Here is a 17,877-nt window from a genome sequence, read left to right as displayed (position 1 = left end):
TTTACATGCCTTCTTCTAAGGCTCTTTCCCGATGTCAGGATTTTTCCCGGATGGAGGTGTGTCCGTCCATGGAATGCCGAAGGTTCAGGTCACTCTCGGGCTCCTGTTTGAAGGAAGAATCCGCCTCTTCTCCCGCAGGGCCTTTGGCAATGGTAATGCCGCCATCCACCATGTAAAGGGCGCCGGTTACAAACGAGGCCTCCTCTGAGGCGAGGAACAAGTACACGTTGGCCACTTCCTCAGGTGTGCCACGGCGGCCGGTGAGATTGGCCTGCTTGTTCAGTTTCTCCATCTTGGCGTCCATGGGGCCTAGTTCCTTATGGGTCCAGGCGGTATCAATCGGGCCAGGCCCTACTACGTTGCAACGCACCCCGTAAGCAGCCTGTTCGGCCGCCAAACCTTTGGTGAACGCAATGACAAAGCCCTTCGTGCCGCCGTAAGGCGCGTTCTGCGGGATGCCCAACACCCCGGCCTCAGAGCCCGCGGAAACTATGTTGCCTTTGTTTTTTTGCAATTCCGGCAGGGCCGCCTTAGACATCAGGAAGGTGGTTTTCACGTTGTTCTTCATCATGTAGTCAAAGGCCTCCTCGGTGTAATCAGTTAGGAAATTAGTTTCCACGAAAACGCCCGCGTTGTTGATGAGAATGTCCAGCTTGCCGTGTTGTTTCACCGCCAACTCAACGCAGCTCTGGGCCACCGGCCATATAGAAAGGTCTCCAGTAAAATGAATGGCCGTACCGCCTTCTTCCATGATCTCTTTGGCTACCTGCTCTACCGGGTCTTCTGGTAAGCCGGCCACTACTATGCTGGCGCCTTCCCGGGCGAATTTCTTACTAATGGCCTCTCCTATTCCGGCTCCGCCGCCGGTGACAATGGCTACTTTGCCTTCTAATCTGTTTCCCATCTTAAATTCGTTTTGGGTTTACTTATACACTTTGAGTATGGACAGCTCCCGCCATTTCTGCACCTTTCAGCCGCAGGAGTGCTGTGTTTTAAGCCTTATTTCAGAAAAGTAGCCCTTAATCAGGATCTTCCTCAACACAGGTTTCCTTTTAAAAAAAAGCTTTATCCTGCCTTTCTGCTTTAAAGGCGGTTTTTCAAAATCAGGATCTGTTTGAAAAAAAGTGGAACAATGCTTATTACCTTTTATTAAGATAACCCTTTATTTTACCGGGCCTCCTCCGTATTTGTTACCGGAACAAGAGAAAACATCGTAAAAACCACAACTGCCGGTAGATCGCACCTTATTACACTCATTATCTTTGGTCTGGTTACTTTTTGGGCAGAAACTTAATGAGTTGCGCTACCATCGTTTCGGCTGTTTTGCCATACTCCTTCTCATACTTCTCAAACAACTCCTCCCGGCTGGTCTTTACGCCCTTGGCTTGTTTCTCCCACAGCACAGACAGCGTAGCATACGGAGGCAGGGTGATGCCAATAGCGTTGAAAAAGTTACTGATGTTGGCGATCACGTGCTGGGCTCCGTCTGAGTCGCCTGTGATGACGATACCGCCTACCTTGCCCTCCAGCCTGGAGGGCTTGCCAGCCAATACCTCGTCATGCAACTCATCCAGCCTTTCAATCACCCTTTGAATTTCAGAGGATTGGTTATTCCACCAGATTGGGGTGGCAAAAATAAGGATGTCGGCGGCGAGCAGTTGTTCCAGGATGGCGGGCCACTCATCTCCCAGCCCCATGTCGCTGTAAGTGCCTGCCGGGATATTATGCTCCACCAGCTTTATGATTTGGCATTCCACCTGGTGCTTGCGGAGAACGCCTGCCAGGAACTCAGATAATGCCTGGGTGTTAGACAGGCTTTCCTTTTTTAAGGTGCCCTGGAGAATGATAGCTTTCATGGGTTGTTTTTAGTTTTCTTAAGTATATAGTGCTTGGGTTAGAAAAGTTACCTAAACCTGCCTACTCATTCTTTTATATAATTATAGACCTTTTATCTTGCTCACATGAGCCGTATAAGGAAAAGGTGCGGTTTAACGCAAAAGCAAAAATCATTATGAAAGAAATCTCACTTCACCGGGTAAACGCCTTTTTACTTTTTGGGATATTGTTTGTGGTGGCTTTGTACTATGGGAAAGTCTTTTTCATCCCCCTTTCCTTTGCTATCATCTTAGCCATGCTTTTAACACCGGTGAGCCGATGGCTAGAGGTAAAGGGAGTTAGCCGCATTCCGGCAACGCTGCTTTGCATCCTTATGCTCCTGCTGTTCATTGCGGGCATTTTCCTGGCCATATCGCTGCAGGCTGTCAGTTTCTCAGAAGACCTGCCTCAGATCCAGCGCAAGTTATCGCAGACCATCACGCAGGTACAGCAGTGGATCCAGCAGAAGTATGGGGTGGCCCCACAAGAGCAGATTGCCTTTGTGCAGGAGCAGATCTCTAAGTTCTCACAGTCGGCCAACAAGTTTCTTACATCCTGGGTGAAAGGAGCAATGGGCCTCATCACTTCTTTTGCCCTGGTGATTCTTTACCTTTTCTTCCTGATGTGGAAACGAGAAAAGTATGAGACTTTTTTCCTGTGGGTCTTTTCAGGTGATGAGAGACCAGTGACCAAGGAGACCCTGCAGCAGATAAACAAGGTGGCTGCCCAGTATCTGACGGGTAGGATTATCTCCATGTTTTTCCTGGCTATTTGCTACGCCATTGGGTTCTCTATTATTGGCATTGAAAACGCATTGCTCATCAGCCTCATTGCGGTTCTGCCTACCATTATCCCTTATGTGGGCTCCATCATTGGAGGGGCATTCCCTATCTTGATGGCTTTTGTCAGCGGATCCACGGGAATGGTCCTGCCTGTCATAGCCGTTCTGGTAGTTGCCCAGGTCATTGACAACAACCTTATAGAGCCTATCGTGATGGGGTCTAAGCTGAACATCAGCCCCATCATGACCATCTTTGCCATTGTGCTCGGTGAATTGATCTGGGGCATACCCGGTATGATCCTTTTTGAACCGCTCTTCGCCATAATCAGGATCATCTGTGACCACGTACCCAAATTGCACCCCTATGGCTTTTTGCTGGAGGATGACGTGGAAGAGCCGAAATGGATGGACAAGATCAAGCACCTTTTCTCAAAAGGCTCACAATAGGTATGCTTTCACACAATACCTCTTTTCACCAGGATGTAATTAAAACTCCTGCCCAGCCCATGGAAACTGATAAATAAGCCTATCTTTGTTAACAGTAAATCAGCATTTCTTCTCCCCCAAGTACTTGCCGATCAATCCCTGGCTTAGCCTATTGGGTTAGGTTATGATCTTTAATAAATAGCCTCAAAACAGAAAGGCACATAGAATGGAAACACAGGAGAAAAGCTTAGAGGAGTTACAACAGATTCTGGGGAAGCTGAATTTATTGGAAGTTGGTTTGGAGGAAACAGCTTCTCTGCTGCTGGGGCATCTTCACAACGCGCTAGATGTATTCAGATACATGTTCCGGAATGGGTACACCCAGGAACAACCCAGCCACGTGATCAACTACTGCATCATGAAACTTGAGTTCGCCAAAAAGCAGATTGAGAACGAAGAGGTGGAAGAAGGCCTTGCATTCACTAAGTCTGTGATCACCTTCTTCCTGAAGGAAACCGCTTTGGCAGAACTTACCGAGGAACCAGATACATTATAATTCTATTTTAGAAAAAGATCGCCTATATCCCCTCCATAACTAAACGCCACCAATTTAAAGGGCCTCAGCCTATTCACCTTTTCACCTGCTATAGCTTCTAAGCAGATTCTGTATTGCCTGTTTCTTCAATATGTCAACCTTCTGACTCTGAATAAAGATGAAATAAAAAATTTTGGGCCTATTGGCTAAGAGGCTTTAAAAATATTCAGGCCCGATAAAGGACTTAGCTTGCGCTTTCTACAAAGCCCAAACCTTCTGGTAAAGAATCAGATATCAGTTAGTCCACGCTTTTCAAGCCTCTTCTTTGGAAAAGGCCTGCAAAACGACCGGCAGAATGAGATCGATAATTTTCACTGTTTTGAACACTTTTGTTTGCATCGTAAAAATTAAACCTACATATTTGCAGCATCAAACGGGGACAACAGGTCTCCAGAGGATGTTGGTCCGGTAGTTCAGTTGGTTAGAATGCCGCCCTGTCACGGCGGAGGTCGCGGGTTCGAGTCCCGTCCGGACCGCAAAAAGCCTCTCAGAAATGAGAGGCTTTTTCGTTTTCAAAGGTTTTCGTTATCAGGTTCTGCACTATATTCTTCCCTTTCCCTGTTATTGCCCTGTCAGAAGCAGTTCTAGCCAAACTACCTGCTAAATTATTATTGGTATTGGCTGAGTTTCAGCCATTCAATTCAAACACTTTCCCTCTTTACAAAGGAATCAGCTTCTCCAAAGCTTTCAGAATACCTTCCTGGTTGTTGGAATCCGTGACGAAGGTGGCTGAGTTTTTAACCTCATCCGGCGCGTTGTCCATCGCAACACTTGTGCCGGCGTACCGCAGCATGTCCAGATCATTGAAGTTGTCCCCAATGGCAATGATCTCTTCCCGTTTGACCTGCCACGCTGAAATCACCCTCTCAATCCCTTTGCTTTTGGAAGCACGCCGGTTCATGATCTCCAGATACGTGGGCTTGGATTTATGGAAGTTCAGATCAGGCAAGTCCATCTGCTTCAAATGGTGTTCCAAGGCATCTATTTCCGAAGATTCTCCCATGCAGAGGATTTTGTTTGGCCGGAAATCAGCGGATAAGATATGGTTGAATTCAGTTTGCGTTGGGGTGGTTTGCGTTATCTCCATTTCCTGGTGCACCCATCGGTCCACTTCCTCGGTCAACCAATCATGGTGCCGGTAAAGACTTGGGCGCACCACATAGCCTTTGACTTCCTCCAGAATCTGGAGCAACTGAGGCGTGGCGATGGTTTCCTCGTGTAAGATTCTGTTCTCTTGCAGGATCAATGCCCCGTTGAAGCAGATGATAGGGTTTTGCGGAATACCCAGCTGGTCATAAATAAACAAAGAGGCTGCCGGTGGCCTGGCCGTTACTACGCAGATCAGCAAACCTCGGCGCGCTAGGCTACTCAGTATCTTAACGGAACCCAGGGCAATGGTGAGATCATCGGTTAAGAGTGTTCCGTCTACATCAAGGAAGATGGCTTTGTAGTCCATTTCTGAAAGATCAAGAAAAAGCCTTTTCCTTCTTATTTTGCCCAGAAGGCTACACCTTTTATAAACAGATCACTTACTGTAAGCGCTGTCACCGCCAGATAGACCGGAGCACGTGCACTTTACTTCCGTCCAGCACCCTGCCGCCTTTGGAAATCATCGCCACTTGGGTAAAATTCTCCGTTGGGAAAAAGATGTCGGTCATTACGCCTATGCCGTTGTTGGCAAAGACTTCTACGGAGGCCACATCCAGGAAAAGATGGAGTCGGAGTTTGTTGTTGTCCAGGGGAAGCGGTGCCGTGTGCCGGGCGGCAAACTCGGGTTTGAAGCTGACTTTACCGGCTTTTGACCGGTCAATGAAGAGTTGCTGCGCTTTTTTAGAATACCCCACGTCCAGGTGCTCGCCTTTCCCGTTGGAGAACCGAAGCGTTACCTCATCAGAGGCGGCCATGTCCAAGTTCAGTTCCAGCTCCAGCAAAGGACTATCCAACCCGGCTGCCTGGTCCAGGTCCAGTTGATTTGTGAGCTGCTGGGCTTTTAGGGCCACCGTTTTAGAGCGGAGGGTCTGCAATTCCTTCACGGGTGTACTGGTGAGCCTATACCCTGCCGGTCTGCTTACCAATTTTAATTCACGGGGAATGGTCATGGCACTTCGCCAGACCTCTGTGGGCACTACCTCGGCGTACTGCCAGTTGCTCATCCAGCCCAAAAACAACCGCCGGCCGTCAGTGGCAGGCACATTTGACCAGGTGACCCCGGCATAATTGTCAGCTCCCTCATCTACCCACTGCGGCGTGGCCGGCTTCCGGTCCCACTGGAATTCCTTGCCGTTGAAGTTTCCCACGAAATACTGCGTGGCAGAACCGCCCTGCGGCCCACCCGGATTGATACTCACGAAAAGCACCCATTTTTGCTGGCCATCCACGGTCAACGGAAACAGGTCCGGGCACTCCCAGACGCCGCCGTGGTGTCCTATTCCCTTGCCCCCAAACTGGCTAAGCTTTTGCCAGCTGGTCAGATTTTTGGAGCCGTAGAATTCAATGTGGTCCCCCACCGCCAAGGCCATCACCCATTGCTTGGAGGCATTGTGCCAGGAAACCTTGGGGTCCCGGAAGTCCTTCTGGCCGGGGTTGGGCAGCACCGGGTTTTTGGGGTGTTTTTTCCAGGTTCGGCCATTATCTGTACTATAGGCGATTCCCTGAGTTTGGAAATCCTTACGACCGGCCTTCTCCCCGGCGGTTAAATGGTAGGTGTAAATGGCGACCAAAGGCGGGTTACTGGCGGTGCCCAGGCCGGAGGTATTCTGCTGATCAAACACGGCGCTGCCCGAGAAAATAGTTCCCAGGCTATCCGGGTACAGGGCAATGGGCAGATTCTCCCAACGCACCAGGTCTTTGCTCACGGCATGGCCCCAGTGCATAGGTCCCCAGACGGAGCTATCGGGGTGGTGCTGGTAAAACAAGTGAAACTCGCCGTTGTGGTACACCATGCCGTTGGGGTCATTCATCCATTTGGCGGGTGGCGAGAAGTGAAACTGCGGCCGGTGAGTTTCATTATAGGAATTCTCATCCGCGGAGGTAACGGCCTGAACGTGGGTTTCCTCTTTCTTGCTTTCCTTACAAGCGGTGCCAAGAAGTAAAAAAATCCATAGGTAAAGCGGGCAACTGAGTTTCATGGGATGACGGGTTTATGCTTTGGGGGCATTGTTCAGAATCAGTAGGCTTTCAGGATCAGAGGTAGAATATTCTGGGGTTGCCCCGGGCCGGGTAGCCACAAAAGCCCCCACCGCGCTTGCTCGTTTCAGGGTTTCCTGGATGGGTTGCTGCTGTAGATAATTGCTCAGAAACGTGGCCAGAAAGGCATCTCCGCTCCCAATAGTATCGGCCACCTCCACTTTGAAGCCAGGGTGCTCAAAATAGCCCTCTTGAGTAAGCGCGGCGGCGCCGTTCTCTCCCCGGGTCACAATCACCAACTGTAACCCGAATTTCTCTTTCACCGCCTGCATTTGCTCCTGCTCCCCACCCTCTTGCAGCCCGAACCATTCGGTGATCTCGGCCAGTTCCTGGTGGTTCATCTTCACGATGTCAGCAAATTGCAGCAGAAGCCCTATCCGCTCCTGGTTGTAATAAGGCGGCCGAAGGTTGACATCAAAGACCCGAAGCTTCGCAACCGGTAAATATTTCAGCAGAGTCTCCTGGGTGGTGGGGTTCCGGGCGGCCAGGCTGCCGTAGATGAAAACATTGCTGTGGGCTACCAGTCTGGCTACCTCCTCGTCATATTGGATGTAGTCCCAGGCCACGGGCTCAACTATCTTATAGGTGACCTCATTTTTGTTGCTGATGTTGGCTTTCACCACCCCGGTCAAATGCGTCTGACCCGTTTGGATGTACAGGGTGGAAACCTTTTTCTTCTCCAGAAACGCCAGTAGCTCCCGCCCCAAATCATCGTTCCCCACCCGGCTGATCACCAGGGGCGAATACCCGTGGTAGGTAAGATGAATGGCGACATTCATAGGGGCGCCACCCGGCATTTTCCCGGAGGGTAGCACGTCCCAGAGCGTTTCCCCAAAACAGATGATGCTTTGTTCCATAGAGGTGAGATCAGGTTAATTGAACTTCGTTTTCAGGCCGAATTCCCAAAAATCAGTGAAAAACAACTTTCTGCTCCAGTTTCTCTAGGGAAGTTCCCTTGGTCTCGGGCATCATGCGCCAGACAAACAGCAGCTGCAGCAGCATCATAAAACTAAAGATCAGGAAGGTATTGCCCCCGCCCAGAGTCTCCGCGATGTACGGGAACGTAAACGCGATAAGCGCCGCCATAAACCAATGGGTGAAACTGCCCAAGGCCTGTCCCTGTGCCCGCACCTGGTTGGGGAAGATCTCGGAAATGAACACCCAGATCACCGCCCCTTGCGAGAACGCGAAAAATGCGATGTACACAAACAGGTAAATAGGCACGGCAATGCTGTTGAACTCCTCCCGGTAGAACGCCTTGGCTACCAAGGCCAGGGTGATGATCAGGCCGCAGGACCCCACCAGCATGAGCACCCTCCGGCCAAACCGGTCAATGAAATTGATGGCCAGCAGGGTAAACACGAAATTGATAAACCCGATGCCGGCCGAGGAAAGCAAAGCCGAGCTTTTTCCCAGCCCCACCATTTCAAAGATGCGCGGCGCGTAGTAGATGATGGCATTGATCCCAGAGGCCTGGTTGAAGAAGGCAAACAGCACGGCCAGGGTCACCGGTAGTGAATATTTCCTGGAGAACAAAGGTGTCTTGTCTTTTCCGCCATGCTCGTCTTCGGCGGAATGCTGTATCTCATGCACCATCTGGTCAATATTGGCACCTGGGTTGGCGATGGCCAGGGTACCTTTCGCCTCTTCCACCCGGTTGCGCCTGATGATGAGCCACCGCGGACTCTCGGGCACGAAGAAGATGGCCACCAGAAACAGGAAAGAGGGAAACGCCTGCACCCCCAGCATCCAGCGCCAGTCCTGATCACCGGCCCCGCCAAAAAGGTAATTGGAAACATACGCAATCAAAATACCCAGCACCACATTGAACTGAAACAACCCCACCAGCCTCCCGCGGTCTTTGGCCGGGGCAATCTCAGAGATGTACAGCGGCGCCGTCACCGAGGAAACGCCCACCCCAATGCCGCCCAGAAACCGGAACACCAGAAAGAAGTACCAGTTAGGCGCCAAAGCAGTGCCCAGCGAGGACAGCAAATACAGCAAGGCAATGCCGTACAGGGTGGCTTTCCGCCCGAACTTATCAGAGGGCCACCCCCCAAACAAGGCCCCGAAAACCGTTCCTATCAGCGCGATGGCCACCGTGAGTCCGTGCTCAAACACACTTAGATTCCAGAGCTGCTGGATAGCCTTTTCGGCCCCCGAGATAACGGCCGTGTCAAAGCCGAACAAAAAGCCTCCCAAGGCTACCACCACCGACCAAAAAAACACTTTTCTACTTGACATTTTTCCAAGGATTAAGGTAGCCTCGTGGAGTGAAACGGTAATCAATCAGATCACAAATTCATTCCGGCGAGCTGATGTTCAGTTTGATAAGGTTAAACTAAGAAGAAAATCGCTGCCGTACCGCATTTTCTAAATTCCCGTTTTTGAGGTGATTTCGGAGAAATACCTCAAAAACCCGGGTTCTGCTGATACAACCCTTTGGTGAACGTGATTTCCCTTTGCGGAATGGGCAGGTATTCATCTCTGCCGGCCGTAAAACGGGCATTATTCAGGAACGTTCTACGGGTTTTCTCTACCGCCAGGTAGGCGTTCAAGGTTGGTTCGGCTATTCCCCAGCGCACCAGGTCAAAGAAACGCGGGCTTTCCATGGCAAACTCTAGCCGCCGTTCCCACTGCAAGGCCTGGCGGGCGTAGTCCTGGGTCCAGTTAGTGGCGGGATAGGGCCTGATCAGGTAATTTGAAGGATCGGTTCCATCGGCTTTTTTAGTCCGCCCGGTGCTTTGGGCCGCCCTTTGCCTGATCTGGTTGATCAACGGCAATGCCAAATCCTGCTGCCCCAATTCAATGTAAGCCTCGGCCTGCCACAGCAACACATCGGCGTACCGGATGATGTCAATGTTTTTGGCCGTGCCAATGAAAGGTCCTTCCTTCTTGTAGCAGGGGCAGTCAGCGAGCTGCTGCTCCTTCATGCTTTGGAAAAAACCGTACACCCCGGGGTCCCTTACCCAGCTGTTACTGAACGGAATGGCCGGATTGTATTTATAGGGGTGCCCGTCAATACCGATGGTGTGGTCTACCCTTGGGTCTACCGTGGCCGTGGCAAAGTTGATAATGCCATTGTTGAACGTGTCAAACTTGGGCAGGCCGTTGGCATCGGTCCCGAAGGCGTTGGCCAGGTTCTGGCTGGGCTGGTGGAACCCGCAGCAGCCGTACTGTGGCGCCCCATGCGGATAATTCAAGCCGGTCACCGTGCTGATCCTCCCCAAAGAAGTACCGTCATTGATGGAGTACTGAATGGCGAAGATTGACTCGGGACCGTTGTCATAGCCGTAGAGGAAGTTCTCCGCGAAGTCTGGTTGCAGAGCATATTTCCCCGAGCTGATGACCATCTGCGTGAGGTCCACTACCTCCTGCAACCGGGCGGAATTGATGTTCACCACCTGGTGCTGCTCGTTCTGTTCATACGCCTGGTACAGCCGCAACTTAGCCAGGTAAGCCGCCGCGGCAAACTTGTTGGCCCTTCCCACCTGGGGTTGGTTTTCGGGCAAGTTGTCCATGGCGAACTCAAAATCCTCTCCTATCTTACTCCATAGTTCGTCATTGGAATATTCACGGTTAGAGGTTTGCAGGATCTGCTCGGCGGTCATGGTTTCATCCACGTACGGAATGTACTTGAAGAGAATCTTCATCATGAAATAGGAATGCCCCCTCAGGAACCTGAGCTCGCCAAGCCGGGTGTTCTTCATGGGAAAATCCGCATCAGAAATGTTGTTTATGGTCCTGATCGCCAAATTCGCCCGGGAAATGGCCCGGTAGAAGTTTTCCCAGGTGTTGGGGTGCATAAAATTCAGGTTGGCCTGAGTGAGGTTGTACTGCTCGTAGAAATTCACCTCCGCCACGTCGGCCACCCCGCCACCGCCTTTGTAGGCGTCATCGGAACGGACGCTGCCATAGACCCACATACTGGTCATAGGCCCAATCATGTCATCGTTTCCCACCCCGGCATAGGCCGCGTTGACCAGGGCCTCTGCGTTCTCAGGCGTGGTGACATCGCCCGCGGTAAGGGCCCCTTTCGGCTCGTAGTCCAGCATATCTTCGCAAGCAACTAATAAGCCCAGACTCGCTGTTAAGGTGATATAAATCCATCGTTTTGTCATGACTCACAGCTTCTAAAGGGTTAAAGCGATACGTTTACACCAAAAGAGAATGTCCGGGGAACGGGAATCACATCAATGCTGGTCCGCTCAGGGTCAGGTCCCTGAAACTCATTGCTTTTGATCCAGAAGACGTTATCTACCATGAAAAAGACCCGCAGCTGCTGCAAGCCTATGAACCGGTTAATGGAGGTAGTGGGCAGACTATAGCCTATTTGGGCATTGCGCAGCTTGAAATAGGAAGTGTTGACCAACAGGTAATCTGAGCTTCTGGTCTCGTTGTTGGCATCGGCTAGGGTGAGGGCGGGTACCGATGAACCCGGGTTCTGCGGAGTCCAGGCCCTGAACACCCCGGTTCCCACGTTATCACGGCCCCTGATGAAGTCATTGTAGAAGGTGTAGGGATCATTGCCGGTACGGCCGGCCACCCCGGCCCCGAACAGGGATAAGTCAAAGTTCTTATAACCCACGTCCACCCGAAGGCCATAGCTGAAGGAAGGCAGCAGCGTCCCGAAGAACTCCTGGTCAAGGTCATCAATTTTCCCGTCATCGTTCAGGTCAACGTACCGGATACGGCCCGGGGCCGCCCCTACCTGGCTGGCATGCGCATCCACTTCCTGCTGGTTCTGGAAAATGCCGTCAGTGCGGTAGCCAAACAAATCCAATTGAGACCTACCCAAAATGGTAGTCACGGCGTTGCCCGGGAAAGCAGACCGAACTTCTTCGGGCAGTTCTGTGATTTTGTCCCGGAAACGGAAAACATTGCCGGAAAGGGTGTACTTGAATGGCTTGTCGGCGGGGCTGGTGTAAGCGGCCGAGATCTCCCAACCTTTGTTTGTTTTGGTGGCGCCGTTCACATACTTCAACTGGCCTTCACCCACTGCAGAGGCCACGGGTGGCTGAATCAGGATGTCTCGGGTCTCTCGGGTGAAATAATCAAAGGAGCCGGTGATACTTCCGTCCAGGAAGGAGAAGTCCAGGCCCAAGTTCAGTTCATCTGTTTCCTCCCATTTCAGGGCAGGGTTCTCGGCCTGGATGGAGACGAAACCAGAGGGCAAAGCCCCCGTGTTGGTGCCATTTAAATCATAGGCGGTTCCTACGTTCCAATACCGGTCAAAGAAATCATTGTGCCCACCGGGCACCTCAGAGGCTCTAGCCCCATACCTAGGCTCAAACAACCCAAACCGCGCCAAATCCCCGATGTCCTGGTTCCCGATCCGGCCAATACCGGCCCTTAGTTTCAGGCCACTGATCAGCGGCACCCCTTGCATGAAAGGTTCTTGGTCAATGCGCCACCCAATGGAAAAGGCCGGGAAAAACCCGAACCGGTTTTCCTCGCCAAAACGGGAGGAACCATCTCTGCGCAGCGTCACCGCAGCCAGGTATTTCTCCCCAAAGGCGTAATCAATACGCCCGAACTGGGACAAAAGCCTGCTACCAGTGGAGCCCCCAATAGCATTGGTGTTTCCAGAACCGGCGTTCAGTACAAAGTAATTTACGTTTTGGTTGGCGAAGTTCTCGCGGTAGGCAGTCACATCATCGCCGTTGTCCCAAATGGCTTCAACACCGGCCAGGAAATTGAAGCGGTTCTGGCCCAGTTCCAACATGTACCGGGCGGTATTGGACCAGGTGATGCTGGAGAAGTTGGTGGTGGCCAGAGACAAACTGTTCAGGGACCTGGCAATAAACCCTTCAGTGAAGGATTTCTCAATGTTTCTGACCTTGTTTTGCGCAAAATCGCCGCCAACAGACGTTCTCAGAATCAATTGGTTTACCGGCTCCAGTTCGGCAAAGACATTCCCGAAGATAAAGGAACGGCGGGTGAAATCATCCTGGTTGATGTCCTGCATGTGCAAGGGGTTGTTCCGGTCTGAGTAACCAGAACCCAGGGGGCCGGCGTAGCGGCCATCGGTGGTATAGACGGGGATGGTGGGCGCAAGCGTGATGGCGGTACCCGGAGTCCAGGCGCTTCCCAGGTCCTGGGTGGCCAGGGTTTCCTTTGAACTTGCCACCTGGGCATTGACTCCCATCATGAACTTACCGTCAAACATGCTGGTGTTGGCATTGAGGCGGCCGCTGTACCGGTGGTAATTGGTAAAGGCCAGCATGCCTGAATTGTGTATGTACCCCAGGTTGATCAGAACCGAGGAATTGGGCGTGCCACCGGACAAGGTAAGATCGTTGTTGTTCACCCAGCCCACATCGTACATCACATCCTGCCAGTCTGTATCCCCCACAGGTACCTGCTGGTTTCCACCCACAAAGGGTTTGACGGTAACGCTGTTCAGCACCGGGTTATTGAAATCACCGTTCCAGTCAAAATCATAGATCTCGCCGTACCCCGATTCAGGATCCACGCGGTCGTTGACGGAGGCTTGCCAGAGCGCCCTGCCCCTTTCCACGGCATTCAGCATCTCAAAGCGCTGGGAATTCTCAGATTGCGCCGAGATGCTGGTGTTGAAGTTCACGTTGATCTTCCCGTCTGTATTGCCCCCGTTGCTGGTGGTCACAATGATAACGCCGTTGGAGGCCCGGGCTCCGTAAATGGAAGCCGAGGAGGCGTCTTTCAGGACCTGCACCGAAGTAATGGCACTGGGGCTGATGCTCTGGAAAACCTGCGTCCGCTTGGTAGGCACCCCGTCAATAATATACAGAGGGTCTGTGTTACCCAAGGTATTGACACCCCGCACCAAAATACGGCTGTTCTCCCCAGACGGTGTTCCCGTTTTCTCAATGTAAAGGCCCGCCACCCGGCCCTGCATGGCTTGCATGGGGTTACCCGTACTCACACTGGCGGTCTTGATGGGGGCCATTTCCACAATCGCCACCGAACCCGTTAATTCCTCTTTCCTAGAGGAGGTATACCCCACCACCACTACCTCACCCAAGGTTTGGACATCGGTTTTTAGGGTGACGTTAATGGAAGTCTGGCCGTTGAGGGGTACCTCCTGGGTGGTGTAACTGATGAATGAGAAGACCAGCGTTGCGTTAGGATCAGGAACCCTTAAAGTGAAATCTCCATTTGCCCCCGTAGCGGTGCTAAGGGTAGAGCCTTTCACCAGTACCGTTACTCCAATCAAGGGTTCAGAGCTTTCATCCACTACTTTACCAGTGACATTGACGCCCTGTGCGAAAACACCAAAAGGGATGAAAAGAATTATTACCAAAAAAAGTAAACCATTTTTCATGGGAAAACAGGTTTTGGAAGACTAGGCAGGAGAAGAGATAGGTTAACCAGAGCGGTTACAGGGAGCGGTATCTGTTTATACTACTCTATTGTATAAACACCAGAAGTTCTCTCTATATAGGATGGGGGAAGCCGAAATTGAAATGGCTTTTCAAAACAATACCAAAAGATACTTATAAAATTATAATTAACAAATTTTTACAAGCATAATTTTTTTGATTAGGCAAAAATTACCCATTGTTTTTACAAATTCTATATATGTGTTGAACTCAACTTTTATAAGTACCTCTAAGAACCTGCCCTTTTGTTTAACTTTTTTAATAATAGGTAAAAGCAGGAGACATTGATTACCCGGTGAAACTCTAGGTATAAGGTTTCAGAGCAGCCTGAACAGAACCCTTTATTTCAACCATAATGGTTTTAAAACCTGTGGTTAAAGCTTCTTTTAAGAGACAGATGCTGCTTGAGGAGGAATAGGTGACATTTCTAACCCGATGGTAATCGCCAAACCAAAAACTCTAACAGAGGAAAGTGAGAGGATACAGAAGGTTGTCATCTGTTTAACGAAGGCCTACCGGTGCATTAACTTAAATCTTTTGAGGTACGGAATTCTTCCGGAAGGCCTTTTCTTAAGGATGAGTTAAGAATAAAATCTGCCACCGGCATATGAACCAGAGGAGGTACGTGTTTCTGTTTTATGATTGATTTTACCAAAAGAGGTTCAAAACCTAAGTTCTGCAATTCTAATCTTTACCCCTTCAGACCGCAGCCATGAAATGCAATTTCAGAAAACAGTATTAATACAATTCTAAAGCAGCTGAAGTGAGTAACCAGGTTTACACTTTCTAGATACTATTTCATTCTATTTTCACAATTACTTCGGGTCAAAACTTTCAAAAGTACCGTCTGAATAAAACAGCAATACTTTGGTGACCTGGCGCTGTAAAACTGTTTTTGATTTCTCAGAGACCTTACCTTCCAGATTACCTGTTTGCACTTTAGAAAGACCAGCAGGTAAAGCCTCTTGTGGTTTTAAGTTAGCCGGTGTTTCCGGAAGTGAGATTTCTGGGGGAGGGAAATTCTTAGTCTCTCCTAATTTGCTTAGCATTTCGCCCTGACCCAGCAAAAGCCAACTTGGGCTGATTTCAGGAAACCTGGTCAGAATTTTCTGTACAACTTCCAAACTGGCTTTGTTTCGGGAAGAGAGTATATGGCTCAGCACGGGTCTTGCCAAGCCAATTTCATCTGCGAAAGCGGCCGGACCTAATGAACTCCAGCTTAATATTTCTGTAATCCTGGGCAGTAATTCTGACACGCCTTTTCTATTTATTAATATCCCTTGGTTTGTTGAAGGTGCTTCGCGGCATAGATCTTCCTGATACTGATTGTTGATTAGTAAGCCTCTTTATCTAAACCGTTAATTTATTTCAAGCACACACCACTCTCAAATTTAATGTTTTACAAATTTAATACCCACAAAACATGCTTGTAACTGAAATGCAATTTAACAAAATTAAACCCAGTTTACATTTGTTAAACAAATGTAAACTGGGTTTAATTTTGTTATCAGGCATACTTACGCCCAACTTTTCACTAATTGGATCAATAACACACCAGCAGTTTCCTTCTCTCCTGAGTTATCATCCTTAACTGCCAACCTGGCACACTCTTTCCTCCGGGGACTACTTCTGTATAATTGGGAAAATCACTATCAGGAACTTCCTACATCCTAAAGGTAGGTGGTCTAAAAGGTTGAAGGATCTTTCATGTTCTTTTTCACATGACTCAAAAGCAACAAAGAACTCATATAAGATATACAATTTGGTTTAATTGCATTTAAGTAATACTTTCGTATTTAACACCAAAAACAAAAAGAAGAAGCCCCGGGGCTGCTCAAACTTTGAGCAGCCCCGGGGCTTCTTTGTATCGCCTTTAACCTGATTAGGCTTTCTTCAGATTATCTAAAGTAAGCCATTTCCAAATCGCGATCATGGCCGTAGATATCATCCCGGAAATTCACAACTCCTTTGTCATCAACCCAAGCGGTGAAGTACACAATGTACACCGGCACTTTGGCCGATAAGTTCACATATTTCTCCTGCCCCCCATGCATGGCGGCATTGATGGCTGAGGGTGTCCATTGCTTCTGATCCTTCAACAGGTACTGGGCCAGTTCAAATGGTTTTTCTATCCGGATACATCCATGGCTGAACCCGCGCTCCGTCTGGTTGAACAAATGGTCTGAAGGGGTGTCATGCAGGTACACGTTGTGTTCGTTAGGGAAGATGAATTTCACAAAGCCCAGCGGGTTCTTCTTGCCCGGCCGTTGCCGCACGCGGTACTTGAAGTCTTTGTCAACAGAATACCAGTCTACCGAGGAAGGTGACATCACCTCAACTTTGTTGTTCCCGATGTCCTTCACCAACTCCATATCATTTCGGGCTAAGTAATTAGGGTTGTTCGCCTGGGCCGGGGCTATCTCTTCCTCCAAAATCTGAGGGGTGATGTTCCAGTAAGGGTAGAACACAATATACTCAAGTTTATCACTGAAGACGGGCGTGGCGTGCATCTCCTTTCCTACTACCACTTTCATGTTCATGACTTCCTTCCCTTTCTCCACCACATGAAGCATGTACTCGGGGATGTTGATGAAAAGGTAGCGGTCCTCAAATCGCTTGGGTACCCAGCGCCACCGTTCCATGTTCACAATGATCTGGTCAATTCTTTCCTCAATAGGAATGTTCATGACGCGCAGGGTCTCCCCTCCTACCACCGCGTCTGGTTTTAAACCATGCCGGATCTGGAAGTTCTTCACCGCGGTAGCCAGGGCATTGTCATACATTCTGTTCTGAGGGGTGTTCTCGGCTGGTTTACCCAGGATTCTGTGCCGAAGCGTCAGGACCGCCACCGCTGAGTCACCGGGTTTGATCATTTTACTAGCCAGCTGGATTTTGGGCCAGCCACCTTGCTGCTTCACCTGCCGGTATTGTTTCAGTGCCTCGCGCAAGCGGATGTAGTCTGGGTGCAAAGCCTCAAACTCATAGTATGGGTAACGGCTCTCGCGTTCCTTCAGAATGGTTTGCAATGCCTTATGGAGCTTGATCTTGTTTTTCTTTACCTCCCATTCAATATTATCCATGCTGCGGGGGTCAACCGTGCCGCGGTAGAAATCACTGGCATAGGTGAAATAAGAGGCCGTGAGGGTCACATCCAGTTCTTCCTGGAGTTTGTGCCGCACCGAGTCATTCTTGGCCTGCTCCAGGTTCTGGAACATCTGCTTCAGGTCTTTTCTGGCGTAGTCCTGCGGGTTCAAGCCTTCTTCGTGGGCTTTGTTCAGGACCTCCACAAATTTGTAGGCCTGGGGCACCAACTGGCCGTCTTTAAACCAGGCAAAGCGGTACTGCCGCTCCCGGTAGAAAAGCTTCATCAGGTCAAGGTGTTTCTTGAATTCCTGGTCACTTTTGGTGAAAGTCACCACGTATACACTATCGGTCTGCTGCGGAAAGTCTTTGGCCGCCGCCAGGGCTACCTTCTTTTGCTGCTTATCCCCCGATTTGGCACAGGCGGTCATCACCATCAGGCCAATGAGGAAAAACAGGAAAAGAGGCATGAAAGGTCTATTTGATTTCATAAGGGTTGTTCCTATCATTGAATTGTAGTACTTATACTTGCCCAGCCCAGAAAAGTTAGACGTCAGAAACCTAATAAA

The 17,877-nt window shown here is 50.1% G+C and carries 12 protein-coding genes and 1 tRNA gene; 3 read left to right on the top strand and 10 right to left on the bottom strand.

What is annotated here, in order from left to right:
- Positions 1 to 34: 34 nt before the first annotated feature.
- Complete coding sequence (locus J3P35_RS11450) at positions 35 to 904, bottom strand: SDR family NAD(P)-dependent oxidoreductase (protein ID WP_210464734.1); 870 nt, start codon at positions 902 to 904, stop codon at positions 35 to 37.
- 367 nt (positions 905 to 1,271) lie between these two features.
- Complete coding sequence (locus J3P35_RS11445; protein ID WP_210464733.1) at positions 1,272 to 1,856, bottom strand: flavodoxin family protein; 585 nt, start codon at positions 1,854 to 1,856, stop codon at positions 1,272 to 1,274.
- Positions 1,857 to 2,011: 155 nt separating this feature from the next.
- Between J3P35_RS11445 and J3P35_RS11440 the strand changes: the two genes are divergently transcribed.
- The 3 genes from J3P35_RS11440 to J3P35_RS11430 all read left to right on the top strand — a co-directional run bounded on the left by J3P35_RS11440 (position 2,012) and on the right by J3P35_RS11430 (position 4,153).
- Complete coding sequence (locus J3P35_RS11440) at positions 2,012 to 3,103, top strand: AI-2E family transporter (RefSeq protein WP_210464732.1); 1,092 nt, start codon at positions 2,012 to 2,014, stop codon at positions 3,101 to 3,103.
- Between the two features lie 205 nt (positions 3,104 to 3,308).
- On the top strand, positions 3,309 to 3,638 hold the full coding sequence (locus tag J3P35_RS11435; RefSeq protein ID WP_210464731.1) for a hypothetical protein: 330 nt from the start codon (positions 3,309 to 3,311) through the stop codon (positions 3,636 to 3,638).
- A 441-nt stretch (positions 3,639 to 4,079) separates the two neighbouring features.
- A tRNA-Asp gene (locus J3P35_RS11430) sits at positions 4,080 to 4,153 on the top strand.
- 182 nt (positions 4,154 to 4,335) lie between these two features.
- Here the strand turns inward: J3P35_RS11430 and J3P35_RS11425 are convergent.
- From J3P35_RS11425 to J3P35_RS11390, 8 genes are all read right to left on the bottom strand, one after another.
- Complete coding sequence (locus J3P35_RS11425) at positions 4,336 to 5,133, bottom strand: Cof-type HAD-IIB family hydrolase (RefSeq protein WP_210464730.1); 798 nt, start codon at positions 5,131 to 5,133, stop codon at positions 4,336 to 4,338.
- An 88-nt stretch (positions 5,134 to 5,221) separates the two neighbouring features.
- Positions 5,222 to 6,805, bottom strand: a complete 1,584-nt coding sequence (locus J3P35_RS11420) for a glycoside hydrolase family 32 protein (RefSeq protein WP_210464729.1) — start codon at positions 6,803 to 6,805, stop codon at positions 5,222 to 5,224.
- A gap of 12 nt (positions 6,806 to 6,817) precedes the next feature.
- A complete protein-coding gene (locus tag J3P35_RS11415) occupies positions 6,818 to 7,720 on the bottom strand; it encodes a carbohydrate kinase family protein (RefSeq protein ID WP_210464728.1) in 903 nt (300 codons plus the stop codon).
- A gap of 52 nt (positions 7,721 to 7,772) precedes the next feature.
- Positions 7,773 to 9,107, bottom strand: coding sequence for a sugar porter family MFS transporter (locus J3P35_RS11410; protein ID WP_210464727.1), 1,335 nt, complete (start codon positions 9,105 to 9,107; stop codon positions 7,773 to 7,775).
- Positions 9,108 to 9,274: 167 nt separating this feature from the next.
- Positions 9,275 to 10,984, bottom strand: coding sequence for a RagB/SusD family nutrient uptake outer membrane protein (locus tag J3P35_RS11405; RefSeq protein WP_210464726.1), 1,710 nt, complete (start codon positions 10,982 to 10,984; stop codon positions 9,275 to 9,277).
- A gap of 20 nt (positions 10,985 to 11,004) precedes the next feature.
- Positions 11,005 to 14,148 (bottom strand): SusC/RagA family TonB-linked outer membrane protein, encoded by a 3,144-nt coding sequence (locus J3P35_RS11400; protein WP_317195371.1) that lies wholly within the window; start codon positions 14,146 to 14,148, stop codon positions 11,005 to 11,007.
- Positions 14,149 to 15,042: 894 nt separating this feature from the next.
- Positions 15,043 to 15,483, bottom strand: coding sequence for a helix-turn-helix domain-containing protein (locus J3P35_RS11395; protein WP_210464724.1), 441 nt, complete (start codon positions 15,481 to 15,483; stop codon positions 15,043 to 15,045).
- A 642-nt stretch (positions 15,484 to 16,125) separates the two neighbouring features.
- Entirely contained in the window at positions 16,126 to 17,799 is a 1,674-nt protein-coding gene (locus J3P35_RS11390) for a L,D-transpeptidase family protein (RefSeq protein WP_210464723.1), read from the bottom strand.
- Positions 17,800 to 17,877: the final 78 nt, after the last annotated feature.

Source organism: Rufibacter roseolus (genome assembly GCF_017916365.1).
GTDB classification, from domain to species: Bacteria; Bacteroidota; Bacteroidia; order Cytophagales; family Hymenobacteraceae; genus Nibribacter; species Nibribacter roseolus.
This window is presented reverse-complemented; position numbering and strand designations above follow the sequence as displayed.

Excerpts from the sequence above, each read along its gene's own strand:
- J3P35_RS11450 (WP_210464734.1), bottom strand. The coding sequence starts at position 904 with ATGGGAAACAGATTAGAAGGCAAAGTAGCCATTGTCACCGGCGGCGGA.
- J3P35_RS11445 (WP_210464733.1), bottom strand. The coding sequence starts at position 1,856 with ATGAAAGCTATCATTCTCCAGGGCACCTTAAAAAAGGAAAGCCTGTCT.
- J3P35_RS11440 (WP_210464732.1), top strand. The coding sequence starts at position 2,012 with ATGAAAGAAATCTCACTTCACCGGGTAAACGCCTTTTTACTTTTTGGG.
- J3P35_RS11435 (WP_210464731.1), top strand. The coding sequence starts at position 3,309 with ATGGAAACACAGGAGAAAAGCTTAGAGGAGTTACAACAGATTCTGGGG.
- J3P35_RS11425 (WP_210464730.1), bottom strand. The coding sequence starts at position 5,133 with ATGGACTACAAAGCCATCTTCCTTGATGTAGACGGAACACTCTTAACC.
- J3P35_RS11420 (WP_210464729.1), bottom strand. The coding sequence starts at position 6,805 with ATGAAACTCAGTTGCCCGCTTTACCTATGGATTTTTTTACTTCTTGGC.
- J3P35_RS11415 (WP_210464728.1), bottom strand. The coding sequence starts at position 7,720 with ATGGAACAAAGCATCATCTGTTTTGGGGAAACGCTCTGGGACGTGCTA.
- J3P35_RS11410 (WP_210464727.1), bottom strand. The coding sequence starts at position 9,107 with ATGTCAAGTAGAAAAGTGTTTTTTTGGTCGGTGGTGGTAGCCTTGGGA.
- J3P35_RS11405 (WP_210464726.1), bottom strand. The coding sequence starts at position 10,984 with ATGACAAAACGATGGATTTATATCACCTTAACAGCGAGTCTGGGCTTA.
- J3P35_RS11390 (WP_210464723.1), bottom strand. The coding sequence starts at position 17,799 with ATGAAATCAAATAGACCTTTCATGCCTCTTTTCCTGTTTTTCCTCATT.